Source organism: Pseudoxanthomonas sp. 68-E7 (genome assembly GCF_057773145.1).
Genome location: NZ_JBYMTI010000002.1, coordinates 696,402 through 711,311 on the forward strand (window position 1 = coordinate 696,402; position 14,910 = coordinate 711,311).

12 protein-coding genes are annotated in these 14,910 nt (G+C 67.8%); 10 read left to right on the forward strand and 2 right to left on the reverse strand.

Annotated elements, in window-relative coordinates; genetic code table 11:
- The first annotated feature begins 13 nt into the window (after positions 1-13).
- Both thiD and AC3DE2_RS07735 read left to right on the forward strand, forming a co-directional pair.
- Positions 14-823, forward strand: coding sequence for a bifunctional hydroxymethylpyrimidine kinase/phosphomethylpyrimidine kinase (thiD, locus tag AC3DE2_RS07730; protein ID WP_488425701.1), 810 nt, complete (start codon positions 14-16; stop codon positions 821-823).
- Positions 820-1,668, forward strand: coding sequence for an alpha/beta hydrolase family protein (locus AC3DE2_RS07735; RefSeq protein WP_488425702.1), 849 nt, complete (start codon positions 820-822; stop codon positions 1,666-1,668). The genes thiD and AC3DE2_RS07735 overlap by 4 nt, the downstream gene beginning before the upstream one ends.
- A 3-nt stretch (positions 1,669-1,671) precedes the next feature.
- Here AC3DE2_RS07735 and AC3DE2_RS07740 read toward each other — a convergent pair whose 3' ends face one another.
- Together AC3DE2_RS07740 and galE are read right to left on the reverse strand one after the other, a co-directional pair.
- Positions 1,672-2,721, reverse strand: coding sequence for a diguanylate cyclase (locus tag AC3DE2_RS07740; protein WP_295382947.1), 1,050 nt, complete (start codon positions 2,719-2,721; stop codon positions 1,672-1,674).
- A gap of 103 nt (positions 2,722-2,824) precedes the next feature.
- Positions 2,825-3,841: a UDP-glucose 4-epimerase GalE gene (gene galE / locus AC3DE2_RS07745; protein ID WP_488425703.1), complete on the reverse strand. Its 1,017-nt coding sequence runs from the start codon at positions 3,839-3,841 to the stop codon at positions 2,825-2,827.
- A gap of 214 nt (positions 3,842-4,055) precedes the next feature.
- Between galE and tviB the strand changes: the two genes are divergently transcribed.
- From tviB to AC3DE2_RS07785, 8 genes are all read left to right on the forward strand, one after another.
- Positions 4,056-5,345, forward strand: a complete 1,290-nt coding sequence (gene tviB / locus AC3DE2_RS07750) for a Vi polysaccharide biosynthesis UDP-N-acetylglucosamine C-6 dehydrogenase TviB (RefSeq protein ID WP_488425704.1) — start codon at positions 4,056-4,058, stop codon at positions 5,343-5,345.
- A 51-nt stretch (positions 5,346-5,396) separates the two neighbouring features.
- The gene (locus AC3DE2_RS07755) at positions 5,397-6,404 is read left to right on the forward strand and encodes an NAD-dependent epimerase (RefSeq protein ID WP_488425705.1); all 1,008 of its coding nucleotides are present in this window, start codon (positions 5,397-5,399) and stop codon (positions 6,402-6,404) included.
- Between the two features lie 73 nt (positions 6,405-6,477).
- Entirely contained in the window at positions 6,478-7,101 is a 624-nt protein-coding gene (locus AC3DE2_RS07760) for an XrtA/PEP-CTERM system exopolysaccharide export protein (RefSeq protein ID WP_295382149.1), read from the forward strand.
- On the forward strand, positions 7,101-8,696 hold the full coding sequence (locus AC3DE2_RS07765; protein ID WP_488425706.1) for an XrtA system polysaccharide chain length determinant: 1,596 nt from the start codon (positions 7,101-7,103) through the stop codon (positions 8,694-8,696). Before AC3DE2_RS07760 ends, AC3DE2_RS07765 begins: the two co-directional genes overlap by 1 nt.
- A gap of 10 nt (positions 8,697-8,706) precedes the next feature.
- A complete protein-coding gene (locus tag AC3DE2_RS07770) occupies positions 8,707-9,471 on the forward strand; it encodes a P-loop NTPase family protein (protein WP_295382151.1) in 765 nt (254 codons plus the stop codon).
- Positions 9,472-9,489: 18 nt separating this feature from the next.
- On the forward strand, positions 9,490-10,797 hold the full coding sequence (locus tag AC3DE2_RS07775) for an outer membrane beta-barrel protein (protein WP_488425707.1): 1,308 nt from the start codon (positions 9,490-9,492) through the stop codon (positions 10,795-10,797).
- A gap of 10 nt (positions 10,798-10,807) precedes the next feature.
- Positions 10,808-12,679, forward strand: coding sequence for a heparinase II/III family protein (locus AC3DE2_RS07780; protein WP_488425708.1), 1,872 nt, complete (start codon positions 10,808-10,810; stop codon positions 12,677-12,679).
- Between the two features lie 244 nt (positions 12,680-12,923).
- Positions 12,924-14,882, forward strand: a complete 1,959-nt coding sequence (locus tag AC3DE2_RS07785) for a hypothetical protein (RefSeq protein WP_488425709.1) — start codon at positions 12,924-12,926, stop codon at positions 14,880-14,882.
- The last annotated feature ends 28 nt before the right edge of the window (positions 14,883-14,910 follow it).

A 14,910-nucleotide genomic window follows, 5' to 3' on the forward strand; every position in this document is an offset into this window, starting at 1 on the left:
GCACAATGCGCGCATGTCCATTCCGCCCCGCGTCTCCGCCCTCACCATCGCCGGCTCCGACTCCGGTGGCGGTGCCGGCATCCAGGCCGATCTCAAGACCTTCGCCGCCCACCGCGTACACGGGCTGTCCGCCATCGCCGCCCTGACCGCCCAGCACACCCGCGGCGTGAGCGCGGTGAACGTGCCGCCGATGGATTTCCTGCGCGCGCAGCTGGATGCCTGTTTCGACGACTTCGACGTGCGGGTGGCCAAGCTGGGCATGCTCGCCACCGCCGACGTGATCGGCACGGTCGCCGACGCGCTGCGCATGCGCGCGCCGGCCTTCGTGGTGGTGGACCCGGTGATGGTCGCCACCAGTGGCGCCAAGCTGCTCGAAGACAGCGCCCTGCAGGCGTTGCGCGTCCAATTGCTGCCGATGGCCAGCGTGGTCACGCCGAACCTGCCGGAGGCCGAGTTGCTGCTGGGCCGGCGCATCCCGGATCTGGACGCCATGCATGCGGCGGCGCTCGCGTTGCGCGAACTCGGTGCGCAGGCGGTTTTCCTGAAAGGCGGGCACCTGCCGGGCACGGGCGACGTCACCGACCTGTTCGCCGATGCCACCGGCGTGCACGGCATTTCCCATCCGCGCCTGTCGCTCGAAGCGCACGGCACCGGCTGCACCCTGGCCTCGGCGATCGCCGCCAACCTGTGCCGCGGCACGCCGCTGGCCGATGCCTGCTTCGCCGCTTCCGACTATGTGCATGCCGCGCTGAAACAGGGATATCGTCCCGGCCGCAGCGCTGTCGTGGTCCTGGATCACTTCGGAGCCTCGCCCGACCGATGAACATACGTGCGCTGGAATTGCCGGTGCAAGGCACCGATGGCCACGCCTGGACCCTGGCCGCGCGCGTGCCGGAGCACGCCTGGGCGCATCTTCTGTGGTTGCCGGCATTGGGCGTGGCGGCCCGCCACTATCTGCCGTTCGCCGAGGCACTGGCGGCCCGCGGCGTCGCGGTCTACCTGCACGAATGGCGAGGCAACGGCAGCAGCAGCCTGCGGCCGGACCGCCGGCATGACTGGGCCTATCGGGAACTGCTGGAGCGGGATCTGCCGGCCAGCCACAGGGCACTGCGCGCCCAGGGCGTGGAGGGCGTTTCCGTCATCGGCGGGCACAGCCTGGGCGGACAACTCGCGGCCTGCTACCTGGGCCTGCATGTCCCGGACTTCGAACGGCTGTGGCTGGTGGCCAGCGGCACGCCCCACTGGAAAACCTTCGCCCCGCCACGCGGTTGGCTGTTGCCCTGGTTCTACCAGTTCGCGATCTGGATCGCGCGTCGGCGCGGCACCTTCCCCGGTCGCCGGCTGGGCTTCGGCGGCGAGGAGGCGCGCGGACTGATCGTCGACTGGGCCACCGTCGGCCTGGGTGGCCGCTACGCCGCCGCCGGCCTGGAAACGGATCTGGAAGCCGGCATGGCCACCGCGTCCCCGGCCATTCGCGGCGTGCTGTTCGAGCGTGACTGGCTGGCCCCGCCGGCGTCGCTGGCCGGCCTGCTGGCCAAGTTCCCGCGCGCGGGCAAGCAAGTCACCCGGCTGGACGCGCGCGCGCTTGGCGCCCGTGCGGATCATTTCGCCTGGATGAAGCAGCCGGAAACCGTCGCCGCCACGCTGTGCGGACCGGGCGAGGGCTGAGACTCAGCCGACCACGATGCAGTCGCGGCCCTTGCGCTTGGCCTGGTAGAGGCCGCGATCGGCCGCGTCGATCCAGTCGCTGACGGTGGCCGTCGACGGACTGATTTCGGCCAGCCCGATGCTGACCGTGCAGCGCAGTCCGTCGCGGGTGAACGCGTAAGCCGCCACCTGCCTGCGCAGGCGTTCGGCCGCGACGATCGCTTCTTCCCACTGGGTGTCCGGCATGACGATGCCGAACTCGTCACCGCCGTAGCGTCCGCCGGTGTCGGCGTCACGCAGGCAGGCTTTCATCAACCGGGCAAATTCCTCCACCACGCCGTCGCCGACGGTATGCCCGCGGGTGTCGTTGATCTGCTTGAAGTGATCGATGTCGATCAGCACCAGCACCGCCGGCAGGCGCGCGCGCTGGTAACGGTTCAGCTCGACCGCCACCGCATAGAGCCATTGCTGGCGGTTCATCAGGCCGGTGGCGGCGTCGAAGCGCGCCATCTTTTCCAGCAGATCCTTGTGTTGCTGGGCCTTGCGCGAAATCGCATGGGTGGCGAAGCCGATCGCCATCGGGTAGATCGCCAGGAAAGGCAGGCAGGCCAGGACCACCCGGTAGCTGGTCAGCGGCTCGAAGGCGAATCCCCAGGCGGCGCTGGCCGCCAGGCAGGTGAGCGCCATCGCCCCGAGCGTGCGGGCGCCGAAGCGCGGCCCGCCGATGATGATCTTGTCCATCGTGAGCATCACCGCCAGCAGGACGCTCGGCAATGCGTCAAAGCGCATGGCGGCCACCCAGAACCCGCCCATCGCTGCGTCCAGGGTCAGGTTGCGGTACTCGTCGTTGATCGGATCGCGGCTGCGGCGGACCCGCCAGTAGGCCAGGTGCGGCCAGACCAGGCCGTTGAAGAGCAACAGCAACCAGGGCGCGATGCCGTCGCCGTGTTCGTACAGGACCGCGCCGACGCACAGGGTGCCGAGCCCCAGCCCCAGGACCCGCATCCGATAGGTGCGGAAGCCGAAACGGCTGCGGGTCTGCTCGTCGATGCGGTTTACGCGTTCCAGTGGCAAGACAAGCAGTCGGTGGCTCCGTCCGGCGGATTCTCCGCGAACCGGCCGGCAGCGTCCAGCAGTCCCGATCGCGAGGGACCTGTCCGCCCGTCCAAACGGCGCTTCAGGCCGCTTCGTAGCCGCGGGGATTCATCGACTGCCAGCGCCAGGCGTCCTCGCACATGGCGTCGATGCCACGTTCGGCGCGCCAGCCGAGCAGTTCCCGCGCCAGTCTCGGGTCGGCATAGACCTCGGCGACGTCACCGGTCCTGCGCTCGACGATGTCATACGGAATGGCCTGGCCGGAGGCGCGTGCGAAGGCCGCCACCAGTTCCAGTACGCTGGCGCCCTGCCCGGTCCCCAGGTTGACGGTCAGGCTGCGGTCGGCTTGTATCAGGTAATCAAGGGCATCGGCATGCGCACGGGCCAGGTCGACCACATGGATGTAGTCGCGCACGCCAGTGCCATCACGGGTCGGGTAGTCGCCGCCGAATATCTGCAGGCGCTCGCGGCGTCCGACCGCCACCTGGCAGATATAGGGCATCAGGTTGTTGGGAATGCCGGACGGGTCCTCCCCGATCAAGCCGGAGACATGGGCGCCAACCGGGTTGAAATAGCGCAGGTTGGCGGCACGGAATTCCGGATCCGACCGGCACAAGTCGCCGATCAGCTCTTCCATCACCAGCTTGGTCCGCCCGTAGGGATTGGTCACGCTCAGGGGCGCATCCTCGCGCACGGGTACCTGCGCAGGGTCGCCATAGACCGTGGCCGAGGAACTGAACACCAGCCGGCGAACGCCGGCGCCACGCATGGCCTGCAGCAGGTGGATGGTGCCGCTGATGTTGTTCTCGAAGTAGTCCAGCGGACGCTCGCATGACTCGCCTACCGCCTTCAGCGCGGCGAAATGGACAACCGCGTCATAGGCGTGGGCGTCGAACAGGGCATGGGTCGCGGCTCGATCCCGCAGGTCGAGGGTATGGCACACCGGCGGCTGGCCGACAATCCGTTCCAGCCGGCCCAGCACCTGCGGCGAACTGTTGGAGAAGTTGTCGGCGATATGCACGCGATGGCCGCGCGCAATCAGTTCCACATAGGTGTGGGCGCCAATGTAGCCGGCGCCGCCGCAAAGCAGGATCCGCATTCCTTCATTCCCGATATCGATTCGTCCACGGGCACGGTCACGGTCACGTCCTGGCCATACCCGCCTGATGATACGCGATGTCCGCTCCGGACAGGCCAACCACGGCCGGAATCAGCCCGGCGTGTCCTCTCCGCGATGGTTTGCGCGTTTCCCGGCGTACACACCCGCTAGACTGCCAGCGGTGCGCATGTCCACCACAGGGGAACGACGCTTGATGAATGCCTCACTGCCCGCGCTCGACCAGGTCAAGATTGCCGTCATCGGCCTTGGCTACGTCGGCCTTCCGCTCGCCACGGCCTTCGGGCGCCGCTTCCCCACGCTGGGGTTCGACATCAACGGCAAGCGCGTGCAGGAACTGCGCGGCCACCACGACCACACCCTGGAGGTCTCGGAAGCCGAGCTCAAGGAGGCGTCATTGCTCGACTTCAGCGACGACCCCGAGGCGCTGAAGGGCTGCAATGTCTTCATCATCACCGTCCCCACGCCGATCGACGAGTACAAGCGCCCGGATCTGCGCCCCCTGGAATCGGCCAGTCGCACCGTTGGCCGCGCGATCGGCCCCGGTGGCGTGGCGATCTACGAATCGACGGTCTACCCGGGCGCGACCGAGGAGGTCTGCGTGCCGATCATCGCGCGCGAGTCCGGCCTGGTGTTCAACGATGATTTCTATGCCGGCTACAGCCCCGAGCGCATCAATCCGGGCGACAAGCAGCACCGCCTGGAGACCATTACCAAGGTGACCTCCGGCTCCACCCCGGAGGTGGCCGAATTCGTCGACGCGCTGTACGGCGCGATCGTCGTCGCCGGCACTCACAAGGCCTCCAGCATTCGCGTCGCCGAGGCGGCCAAGGTCATCGAGAACACCCAGCGCGACGTCAACATCGCCCTGATCAACGAACTGGCGCTGATCTTCCACCGCCTGGGCATCGACACCCATGAAGTGCTCGAAGCCGCCGGCACCAAGTGGAACTTCCTGCCGTTCCGCCCCGGCCTGGTCGGCGGCCACTGCATCGGCGTGGATCCCTACTACCTGACCCACAAGGCCCAGCAGATCGGCTACCACCCGGACGTGATCCTGGCCGGCCGCCGCATCAACGACGGCATGGGCGGGCACGTGGCCCAGCGCGTGGCCAAGCTGATGGGCCAGCGCGGCCTGCAGACCACCCAGTCCAACGTGCTGATCCTGGGCCTGGCGTTCAAGGAGAACTGCCCGGACCTGCGCAACACCCGGGTGGTGGACATCGTCGCCGAACTGCGCAGCTACAACGCCAACGTGCATATCCACGACCCGTGGGTGAGCCCGGCCGAGGCGCACGAGGAATACGGCCTGGAGCTGGTCGCGCAGCCCGAAGCAGGCAAGTACGACGCGGTGATCCTGGCGGTCTCGCACCGCGAGTTCATCGCCCTGGGCGCGGACGGCATCCGCGGCTTCGGCAAGCCCGGCGCGGTATTATTCGACGTCAAGCGCGCCCTGCCGCGCACGGCGGTCGACGACAGCCTCTAGACACGGCTCCGCCTACCGTCGGTCTTCCCTCCGCACTGTTCAAGGCCTTCCATGCGCGTACTCGTCACCGGCGCCGCCGGCTTCATCGGCTATCACCTGAGCGAGCGCCTGCTGGCGCGCGGCGACGAGGTGCTCGGCTACGACAACCTCAATCCGTACTACGACCCGCGCCTGAAGCAGGCGCGCCTGGACCGGCTGCTGCCGCAGCCGGGCTTCCGGTTCGTCAACGCCGCGCTGGAAGACCGCACCGCGCTGGAACAGGCCTTCGACAGCTTCCGCCCGCAGCGGGTGGTCAACCTGGCCGCGCAGGCCGGCGTGCGCTACTCGCTGGAAAACCCGCACGCCTACATCGACAGCAACATCACCGGCTTCATCAACATCCTGGAAGCCTGCCGGCATCGCCGGATCGAGCACCTGGTGTACGCGTCCTCCAGTTCGGTCTACGGCGCCAACCGCAAGCTGCCGTTCGCGGTCGAGGACAGCGTGGACCATCCGGTCAGCCTGTACGCGGCCAGCAAGAAGGCCAACGAGCTGATGGCGCACACCTACAGCCACCTGTTCGACCTGCCCACCACCGGCCTGCGCTTCTTCACGGTCTACGGCCCTTGGGGCCGGCCGGACATGGCGCTGTTCCTGTTCACCCGCAAGATCCTGGCCGGCGAGCCGATCGACGTGTTCAACCATGGCCGGCATACCCGCGACTTCACCTTCATCGACGACATCGTCGAGGGCATGATCCGGACCCTGGACCGCGTGCCTGGCCCGGATCCGGACTACGACCCGCTCCAGCCCAGCCCGGCCACGTCCAGCGCGCCCTACCGGGTCTACAACATCGGCAACCACCAGCCGGTCGAACTGCTGCGCTACATCGAGGTACTGGAGGATTGCCTGGGCCGCAAGGCCGAGCGCAACCTGTTGCCGCTGCAGCCGGGCGACGTGCCGGACACCTATGCCGACGTGGCCGCGCTCAGCCGGGACACCGGCTACGCGCCTTCCACGCCGATCGAGACCGGCGTGCGCCGTTTCGTCGACTGGTACCGGGATTTTTACCGGGTCTGAGCCCTTCCGCGTGGCCGGTTTCGGCCGTCCGCCGCGTTTTCCCGGGTAATCCACACCACAGGGGAAACTTCCGATGAGACGCGCCCTTGCCGGCCTTGCTGCCGCAGGTCTTTCGCTACTGCTCGCCGCGTGCGCCACCACCTCGGGCAGCGATGCGCCGCCGCCGGTCGCCACCACCACGATGGCCACCGACGCCTACCACATCGGCGTCGACGACATCGTCCAGGTCTCGGTGTGGCGCAACCCCGAACTCGGCATCACCGTGCCGGTCCGTCCGGACGGCATGATCTCGGTGCCGCTGGTGGGCGACGTCTCCGCCGGTGGCCGCACCCCGCAGGAAGTGGCCAAGGACATCCAGGACAAGCTGGCCACCTTCGTGCGCGATCCGCAGGTGGCGGTGATCCTCACCGACCTGCGCAGCCATGAATACCTTTCGCGCGTGCGGGTGACCGGCGCCGTGCGCCAGCCGGTGTCGCTGCCCTACCGTCCCGGCATGACCGTGCTGGACGCCGTGCTGGCGGCCGGTGGCATCACCGAGTTCGCCGCGCCGGATCGCTCCGATCTGCATCGCAAGAGCGCGGAGGAAACCCGCACCTACGCCGTGCGGCTGGACCGCATCCTCAACCGGGGTGACCTGAGCACCAACTATCCGGTTTCCCCCGGCGACGTGATCACCGTGCCCGAGCGGACGTTCTGATGAGCAACAATGCCCTTCCCGCCCCCCGCCGCGCGATCACCGCGCCGCAGGCCGCCACCGCCACGCTGACCCCGAACGAACTGGTCCCGATCCTGCTGGAAGAGGCCAAGCGCAACCGCCTGGCGATGGCCGCGATCTTCGCCGCCATCGCCCTGCTGACGCTGCTCGTCGGCCTGCTGGTACTGCCCAAGAACTACACCGCCTCGACCACCATCCTGGCGCAGGAAAGCGACATCATCCAGCCGCTGCTGGAAGGCCGCGCGGTGGCCACCGAAGTGGTGGATCGCGCCGGCATTGCCCGCCAGGTCATCTACAGCCGCAAGGTGCTGGAAGAAGCCCTGAAGGTCGGCGGCTGGCTGGACAGCAAGCCCTCGCCGGTGGAACAGGACCGGCTGATGGAACAGATCAAGGGCCGCATCGCGATCACCAGCCCGCGCCCGAACCTGGTCCAGATCGCCTATCGCGACACCGACGCCAAGCGCACCTACGACGTCACCGAGCGACTGGGCGCGCTGTTCATCCAGGAAAGCCTGGCCGCCAAGGAGCGCGAGAGCCGCGAGGCCTACGAGTTCATCGACAGCCAGGTCACCGACTACCACGCCAAGCTGATGGAAGCGGAGAACAAGCTGCGCGATTACCGCTCGGCCAACGCCGACGCGCAGCCCGGCAGCGCCACCGACGCCAACACCCGCATCAGCGCCCTGCGCACCCAGGTCGAACAGACCCGCATGTCGCTGCTGGAACAGCGTTCGCGCGAAGGCGCGATCGCTTCCCAGCTGTCGGGCGAATCGGCGGTGACCGCGGTGGCCACCCGCGAGAGCCTGTACCGCGCCCAGCTGCTCGAGTTGCAGGGCCAGCTGGATCGCCTGCTGCTCAACTACACCGAGCAGCACCCGGACGTGGTCCGCATCCGCCACCAGATGGCCGACCTGCAGCAGGCCATGACCAACGAACAGCAGCGCCGCGCGCAGGCGCCGCAGGGCAACAGCCCGTTCGACGATACCCAGATGAACCCGCTGTACCAGGAACTGCGCAGCCAGCAGGCGCAGACCCGGCGTGAAGTGGCGGCCACCCAGTCGCGCATGTCGATCGCCGAGTCGATGCTCGCCGATGAGCTCAACCGCAGCCGGCGCATCGCCGAATCGGAAAGCGCGCTGGCCGAGCTGACCCGCGACTACGAAGTCAACCGCGACATCTACCAGGATCTGCTGCGCCGGCGCGAGAATGCCCGCGTGTCGATGGAGTTGGACCGCGAGAAGCGCGGCCTGACCCTGCGCGTGCAGGATCCGGCGACGATGCCGCTGCGCCCGACCGGCCTGCGCTTCCTGCACTTCGCCATCGCCGGCCTGCTGGTGGCGGTCGCGCTGCCAATCGGCCTGCTGTTCCTGCGCGCCCGCTTCGATCCGCGCATCCGCTCGGCCCGCCAGTTGCAGAAGGCCACCGGCCTGATGCTGCTGACCTCGGTGCCGGCCTACGCGTCGCCGCACGATCGTCGCCTGCAGCTCAAGCGCAATGCGCTGAGCATCGGCATGCTCGTCGTCGTCGTCCTTGCCTACGCTCTGGCCTTCGGGCTGAAGCAGATGGCCGCTGCCTGAGGACGATGCCATGCAACAAGCCACTCTGGAACCGCTCGTGACCCCGGACAACGATCGTTCGCAAGGCGTACCCAACCGCGCCGACACCGCCCGCTCCCTGGCCCTCATGGATGAACCCAAGGCGCTGACGCCGCGCGAACTCGAGGAACGCCGGCTCATCCACCGCAACGATTCGGTGCGTGAACAGGCCGACGCGTTCCGCGAACTGCGCACGCGCCTGCTGGCGCTGGGCGGCGAGCGCAACTTCGTCACCCTGGTCGCCCCGATCAACCATGGCTGCGGCGGCAGTTTCGTCGCCCGCAACCTGGCCGCGGCGTTCGCCTTCGACGACAGCAAGTCCGCCCTGCTGATCGACTGCGACGCGCTGCATCCCACCCAGCACAATGCGCTGCGCATCGACGCCAGCCATGGCGGACTGATGGACTACCTGGAAAACAGCGAAGGCGACCTGGCGCGGATCATCTACCGCACCGGCGTGCCGCGCCTGCGCCTGATTCCCAGCGGTCCGCAGCGCGAGACCAGCGGCGAGGCCTACAGCTCGTTCAAGATGCGGGCGATGGTCGATTCGCTGCGCAGCCGCTACCCGGATCGCTACCTGATCCTGGACAGCCCCTCGGTACTGGGTTCGCCGGACGCGCGCATCCTGTCCGAGCTGGCGGATCTGGTCGTGCTGGTCGCCGGCTATGGACTGGTGACGCCGGAAAGCATCGAGAAGGCGGTGGCCAGCTTCCCGCACGAGAAAGTCGCTGGCGTGGTCTTCAACCAGATTCCCTGACAAGCAAGGAGCAGGCGCATGCCGATGAAGTACGTGGGAGCCTCGGTCATCACCGCCGCCACGCTCGCCGGGATCTCCGCCGACGCCTGGGCCGCCCGGGTCGACTACACGGTCGATCTGGGCGTCGAGGAAAATGACAACGTCACCCTGGCGCCGTTCGATCCGATCCAGCAGCGCTACCTGCGCGCGGGACTCGGTTTCACCGTCACCGAGAACCTGTCGGCGCTGCAGCTGAGCCTGGGCGGACGGGTGGAATACCGCGACTACGAGGACGACGTGTTCAAGGACACCGTCGACGGCACCCTCAACGGTCGGATGAACTGGATCGCCGTCCCCGAGCGGCTGTTCTTCACCGTCGAGGACAACCTGTCGGTGCAGCCGGTGAACGCGCTGGCGCCGGACGCGCCGGGCAACCGCCAGCAGGTCAACGTGTTCTCGCTCGGCCCCACCCTGCTGTTCAACTGGAGCTCCGCGCTGCGTGGCCAGGCCGAACTGCGCTACGTCAACAGCGACGCCGAGATCACCGACGAGTTCAACTCGCAACGGATCGCCGCCGCGCTGCGCGCCATCAAGGAATTCTCGGCGACCAGCCGGATGTCGGCGAACTTCCAGGCCCAGCGGGTCGATTTCGACAATGACGTCGTCGCCCGCGACTACAACCGTTACGACCTGTTCGCCCGCTACTCGCGCACGCTCGCGCATTTCGAACTGGGCGCGGACGTGGGCTATTCGCGCATCGACTACCGCCGCGGCGAAAGCCGTTCGGATCCGCTGATCCGCCTGGACGCCGAGTGGAACCCGACTTCGCGCAGCCAGTTCACCGCCGCCGTCGCCAGCCAGTTCTCCGACACCGCCACCGACGCGCTGCGCGGCATCGACGCCGACGCGGCGCCCACCTTGCCCGAACATGTCTTGACCGGCGACGCCATCGTCAATGCGTCGCCGTATGAAGTGCGCAGCGTGGACCTGGGCTACCAGTTCACCAGCACCCGCACCAACTTCTCGATTTCGCCCTACGTGCAGAAGCGCAACTACGTGGACTCTGACGAGTTCGATCAGAAGAACCGCGGCGCGCGCTTCGACCTGCACTGGCTGGTCCGGCAGTCGCTGACGCTGGGCACCTACGCCACCCACGAGAAGCTCGAGTACACGACGCTCAACCGCGAGGACAAGACCACCCGCCTGGGCGCGACCCTGCGCTACGAGTGGTCGCGGCATTGGAGCCTGGGCCTGTTGTGGGAGCGCTACAAGCGCGAAAGCACCGACATCGGCCAGGACGTCTCGCAGAACATCGTCTACCTGAGCGTGTCCTACACCAATCGCTGAGGAACCCGCCATGCGCACGCGCCCGTCGCCTTCCGCCCCGCATGCCTCCCGGATGAAGACCCACGGCCTGCCCAGCGCATTCCTGCTGGCGCTGGCCCTGCTGGCGGCGGCGATGGGCCAGTGCAGCGAGACCGGCGCCGGCCTGCCCGAACAAAAGGCCGCGGACACGCCGCCACCCGCCGCGGCGCCCGCGGCCATCGCACCCGCCGCGATGGCCGCGCCCGGCAAGGACACCCTCAACATCGATCTTTCGCGCGTGGATCGGCGTTCGTCGGCGTACTCGCGTTTCCGTGGCTGGGTGGACAGCGCGGTCGCCGGCAGTCCCGGGTACGCGTTCGCGGCCAGCGATGCCGCGTTGATGGCCCTGCTGAGCGACGGCAAGAAGTATTGCGACCTGGCGGTGCGCATGGTCGAGCAGCAGGTCGGCGAGGCCGAGGCGACCATCGCCTCCGGCGGCCGTCCCGCGATCTCCGGCGATTCCTATCTGGAAGTCGGGCCGATGCTGGCCGACCTGGCCATGACCCTGCACAGCTGTCCGGCCGGCATCGACGCCGCGCAGCGCAAGCGCTGGTCCGACTACGCCGAGCAGGCGGTCTGGAACGTCTGGCATCCAGCGCAGGCACAATGGGGCGGAAAATCGCATCCGTGGAGCGGCTGGTCGATCGACAATCCCGGCAACAACTACTACTACAGCTTCCTGGAAGCGACCATGTACTGGGCGCTGGTCAGCGGCAATCCGGTCTGGATGAAGGAACTGCGCGAGCGCCGGCTGCCGCCGCTGCAGGCGTACTTCGCCAACCTGCCCGGCGGCGGCAGCCGCGAAGGCACCGGCTATGGCGCGGCGCAGATGCGGTTGTTCGGCCTCTACAGGTTGTGGCGCGACAGCACCGGCGAGGACCTGGCCAACGCCAACCCGCACGCGCATGACAGCATCGCCTACTGGGTGCACGCCACCGTGCCGACGATGGATCGCTTCGCCCCGATCGGCGACCAGGCCCGCAACTCGGTTCCGGAACTGTTCGACTACCACCGCCGGCTGGTGCTGGAAGCGCGCCAGCTGACCCAGGAGCCGGCCGCGCTGGCAATGTCGTCGTGGTGGCTGGGCCACATCTCGGTGCCGCGGATGAGCCAGGGCTTCACCAGCCGCTACGACCTGCTGCCCGCGGGCGAAGGCGGCACCCCGCCGACCGATCTGGTCTACCTGGCCGAAGGCGCCGGCCACCTGTTCGCACGCAGCGACTGGAACAAGGACGCGATGTGGCTGTCGTTCGTCGCCGGCCCCTACAACGAGAGCCATGCCCACCAGGACCAGGGTTCGTTCACCCTGTTCGCGCGCGACTGGCTGGCGGTGAGCGAGAACATCTGGAGCCACAGCGGCATCCAGCAGGGCACGCCCGTCCACAACGTGGTCAGGTTCGAACGTGGCAATCCAGACGCCCAGCAGTGCGCCGCACCGCGCGGCGACGTGGTGGTGCACCAGTGCGAATCGCAGCAGTCGCGCTCGAAGCTCAGCCTGACCCGCAATCCCGATGGCGGCCTGACCGCCACCGCCGACCTCACCCCGGTCTATCGCGGCAATCCCGCGCTGGACAGTTGGCAGCGTCGCATCGACTTCGGCGGGCGCAAGCTGCTGGTCCGCGACACCTTCAAGCTCGGCGCCGGCACGCGCGCGATTTTCCAGGTCAACGTGCCTGAAAAACCCCGCATCCAGGGCAACGAGGCCCAAGCCGGCCGGTTGAGGATCCGCGTGCTGGAACCCGCGGGCGCTACCCTGCGTGCTCACGACTGGAGCGGCGTGGACGCGCAGGAATTCCGCAGCGGTTGGCGGCTGGACGTGGAAGGTGGGCAGAACGGCTATCTGGTCGAGCTCAGCGAGCAGTGACCGGCCATTCGTCATGGTTCGGTGCCCGCGCCGGCCGGGCCATCCTCACGCCTTCACCACCAAGCCATCTCCAAGCTGAACAAACCTGTTCAGTGGAGGCCGCCACGGGCGGCCGAGCCCGTTATACAGCTATGATGCGCACGCCGTTGCGCGGGTCGTATGTGGCTAGGGGGAGCCGCAGCGGGCGATCATCACAGGTCGTGATTCTCTGTTCTGCGCGCGGTTTCCTTGCCAGGAGATCCCCTTGTCGCGCATCCCGTTTTCCGGTTCCCCCCGCCTGCCGCGGTCCGCCCGCTGGCGCCGTTTCCTCCTTTCGCTTTCCGTCACGGTTCCCCTGCTCACCTGCCTTGGCGCCGCCAGTGCCAGTGGTCTGCTGGGCCAACGTGCACAGTGGATCACCGCCCGCACCTGGACCGACGTGCGCACCGCCGCCGCCCAGGTCGGCAGTTTCACCCGCAGCCGTTTCGTCAGTCTCACCGGCCGCAAACCGGCCAGCGCCGGAAACTCGGCCAACCGGCCGCCCGTGCAGACGCCGGTCACCGGCGATGGCGGCGCCTCCCAGAACTCCGCGCCCCCGCGCCTGGTCGCCCTGCCTTCGGCGCGGCTGTATGCCGACCGCGGTTCGGCCGCCTATACCCGCTTCAAGAACTGGGTCGACGCCGCAGTCGGCAACGGCGGTACCGGTTACGGATTCACCGCCAGCGAGGCGGTGATGATGTATCAGTTGTCGCCGGAAACCCGCTACTGCACGCTCGCCATCAGCATCGCCGAGCGCCAGGTGGCGGCGGCGGAAACCGCCATCGCAGGCGGCGGCCGACCAGCCGTGTCGAACGATTCCTACCTGGAAGTCGGCACCATGATCGCCGACGTCGCAACCACGCTGGACACCTGTGGTGCGTTCATTACCGCCAGCCAGCGCAACCGCTGGTCCGCGTACGCGGAGCAGGCCGTATGGAACATCTGGAACTACGGCAGCGCGCAATGGGGCGGACGTTCGTTCCCGTGGTCGGGCTGGTCGATCAGCAACCCGGGCAACAACTACTACTACAGCTTCCTGGAAGCGACCATGTACTGGGCGCTGGCCAGCCGGAGCACTACTTGGATGACCTTCCTGCAGACCAACAAGCTGCCCGCCCTACGCGAGTACTTCGCCCGCCTGCCCGGCGGCGGCAGCAGCGAAGGTACCGGTTATGGCACCTCGCACATGCGGCTGTTCTGGCTGTACGAAGTATGGCGCGATGCCACTGGCACGAATCTGGCCTTGGCCAGTCCGCACGCCACCGACAGCATCTATTACTGGGTGAATGCCACCGTGCCGACGATGGATCGCTTCGCGCCCATCGGCGACCAGGCACGCAATTCCGTCCCCGAACTGTACGACTACCATCGCCGGCTGATGCTGGAGGCACGCGATCTGGCCCTCAGCAATGAAGCACGTAATGTCGCGACCTGGTGGCTGCGCAACATCTCGGTGTCGCAGATGACCTCGGGCTTCAACTATCGCTATGACCTGCTGCCGGCGGGCACCACTCCCGTGCAGCCCAGCGAGCTGGTCTATCACGCCAAGGGCGTGGGGCATTTGTTCGCCCGCACCGGCTGGGATCGCAATGCGATGTGGGTGGCGATCGTGGCCGGCCCCTACAACGAGAGTCACGCCCACCAGGACCAGGGTTCGTTCACCCTGTTTGCAGGTGACTGGCTGGCGGTCACGGCCAACATCTGGAGCGGCAGCGGGATCAACCAGGGCACCGACGTGCACAACCTGGTGCGGTTCGCGCGCAATGGCACGATCGCTCGCCAGTGCGAATCGAACAGTCGCGCGTCCACTCTTGACGTCAACCCGGGATCCGGCGGTTCCTTCACCGCCAACGCCAACCTGACGCCCTCGTTCTGCGACAACACGGCGGTGACGTCCTGGCAGCGCCAGTTCGCCTTCGCCAACCGCCGCCTGACCGTGAGCGATCAATTCGCCGTCACCAGCGGCACCACCGCGACCTTCCAGGTCAACGTGCCGGTGGCGCCGACCCTGGTGAACAGTCGCGAAGCCACCGCCGGGCGCCTGCGGGTGCGGGTGCTTTCACCCGCCAATGCGACGATCAACAGCAATTTCAGCTCGGGCAAGTATGTCGAGGACGGCGCGCGCTACCGCATCGACGTGACCGGCAGCACCACCGGCTATGTGGTGGAGCTGAGCGAGATCTGACCCTCGCCTGACGCCCCGCCTGCGCGAT

Bases quoted from the DNA above. Each gene is read 5' to 3' on its own strand.
- thiD (WP_488425701.1), top strand. From the start codon at position 14: ATGTCCATTCCGCCCCGCGTCTCCGCCCTCACCATCGCCGGCTCCGAC.
- AC3DE2_RS07735 (WP_488425702.1), top strand. From the start codon at position 820: ATGAACATACGTGCGCTGGAATTGCCGGTGCAAGGCACCGATGGCCAC.
- galE (WP_488425703.1), bottom strand. From the start codon at position 3,841: ATGCGGATCCTGCTTTGCGGCGGCGCCGGCTACATTGGCGCCCACACC.
- tviB (WP_488425704.1), top strand. From the start codon at position 4,056: ATGAATGCCTCACTGCCCGCGCTCGACCAGGTCAAGATTGCCGTCATC.
- AC3DE2_RS07755 (WP_488425705.1), top strand. From the start codon at position 5,397: ATGCGCGTACTCGTCACCGGCGCCGCCGGCTTCATCGGCTATCACCTG.
- AC3DE2_RS07760 (WP_295382149.1), top strand. From the start codon at position 6,478: ATGAGACGCGCCCTTGCCGGCCTTGCTGCCGCAGGTCTTTCGCTACTG.
- AC3DE2_RS07765 (WP_488425706.1), top strand. From the start codon at position 7,101: ATGAGCAACAATGCCCTTCCCGCCCCCCGCCGCGCGATCACCGCGCCG.
- AC3DE2_RS07770 (WP_295382151.1), top strand. From the start codon at position 8,707: ATGCAACAAGCCACTCTGGAACCGCTCGTGACCCCGGACAACGATCGT.
- AC3DE2_RS07775 (WP_488425707.1), top strand. From the start codon at position 9,490: ATGCCGATGAAGTACGTGGGAGCCTCGGTCATCACCGCCGCCACGCTC.
- AC3DE2_RS07780 (WP_488425708.1), top strand. From the start codon at position 10,808: ATGCGCACGCGCCCGTCGCCTTCCGCCCCGCATGCCTCCCGGATGAAG.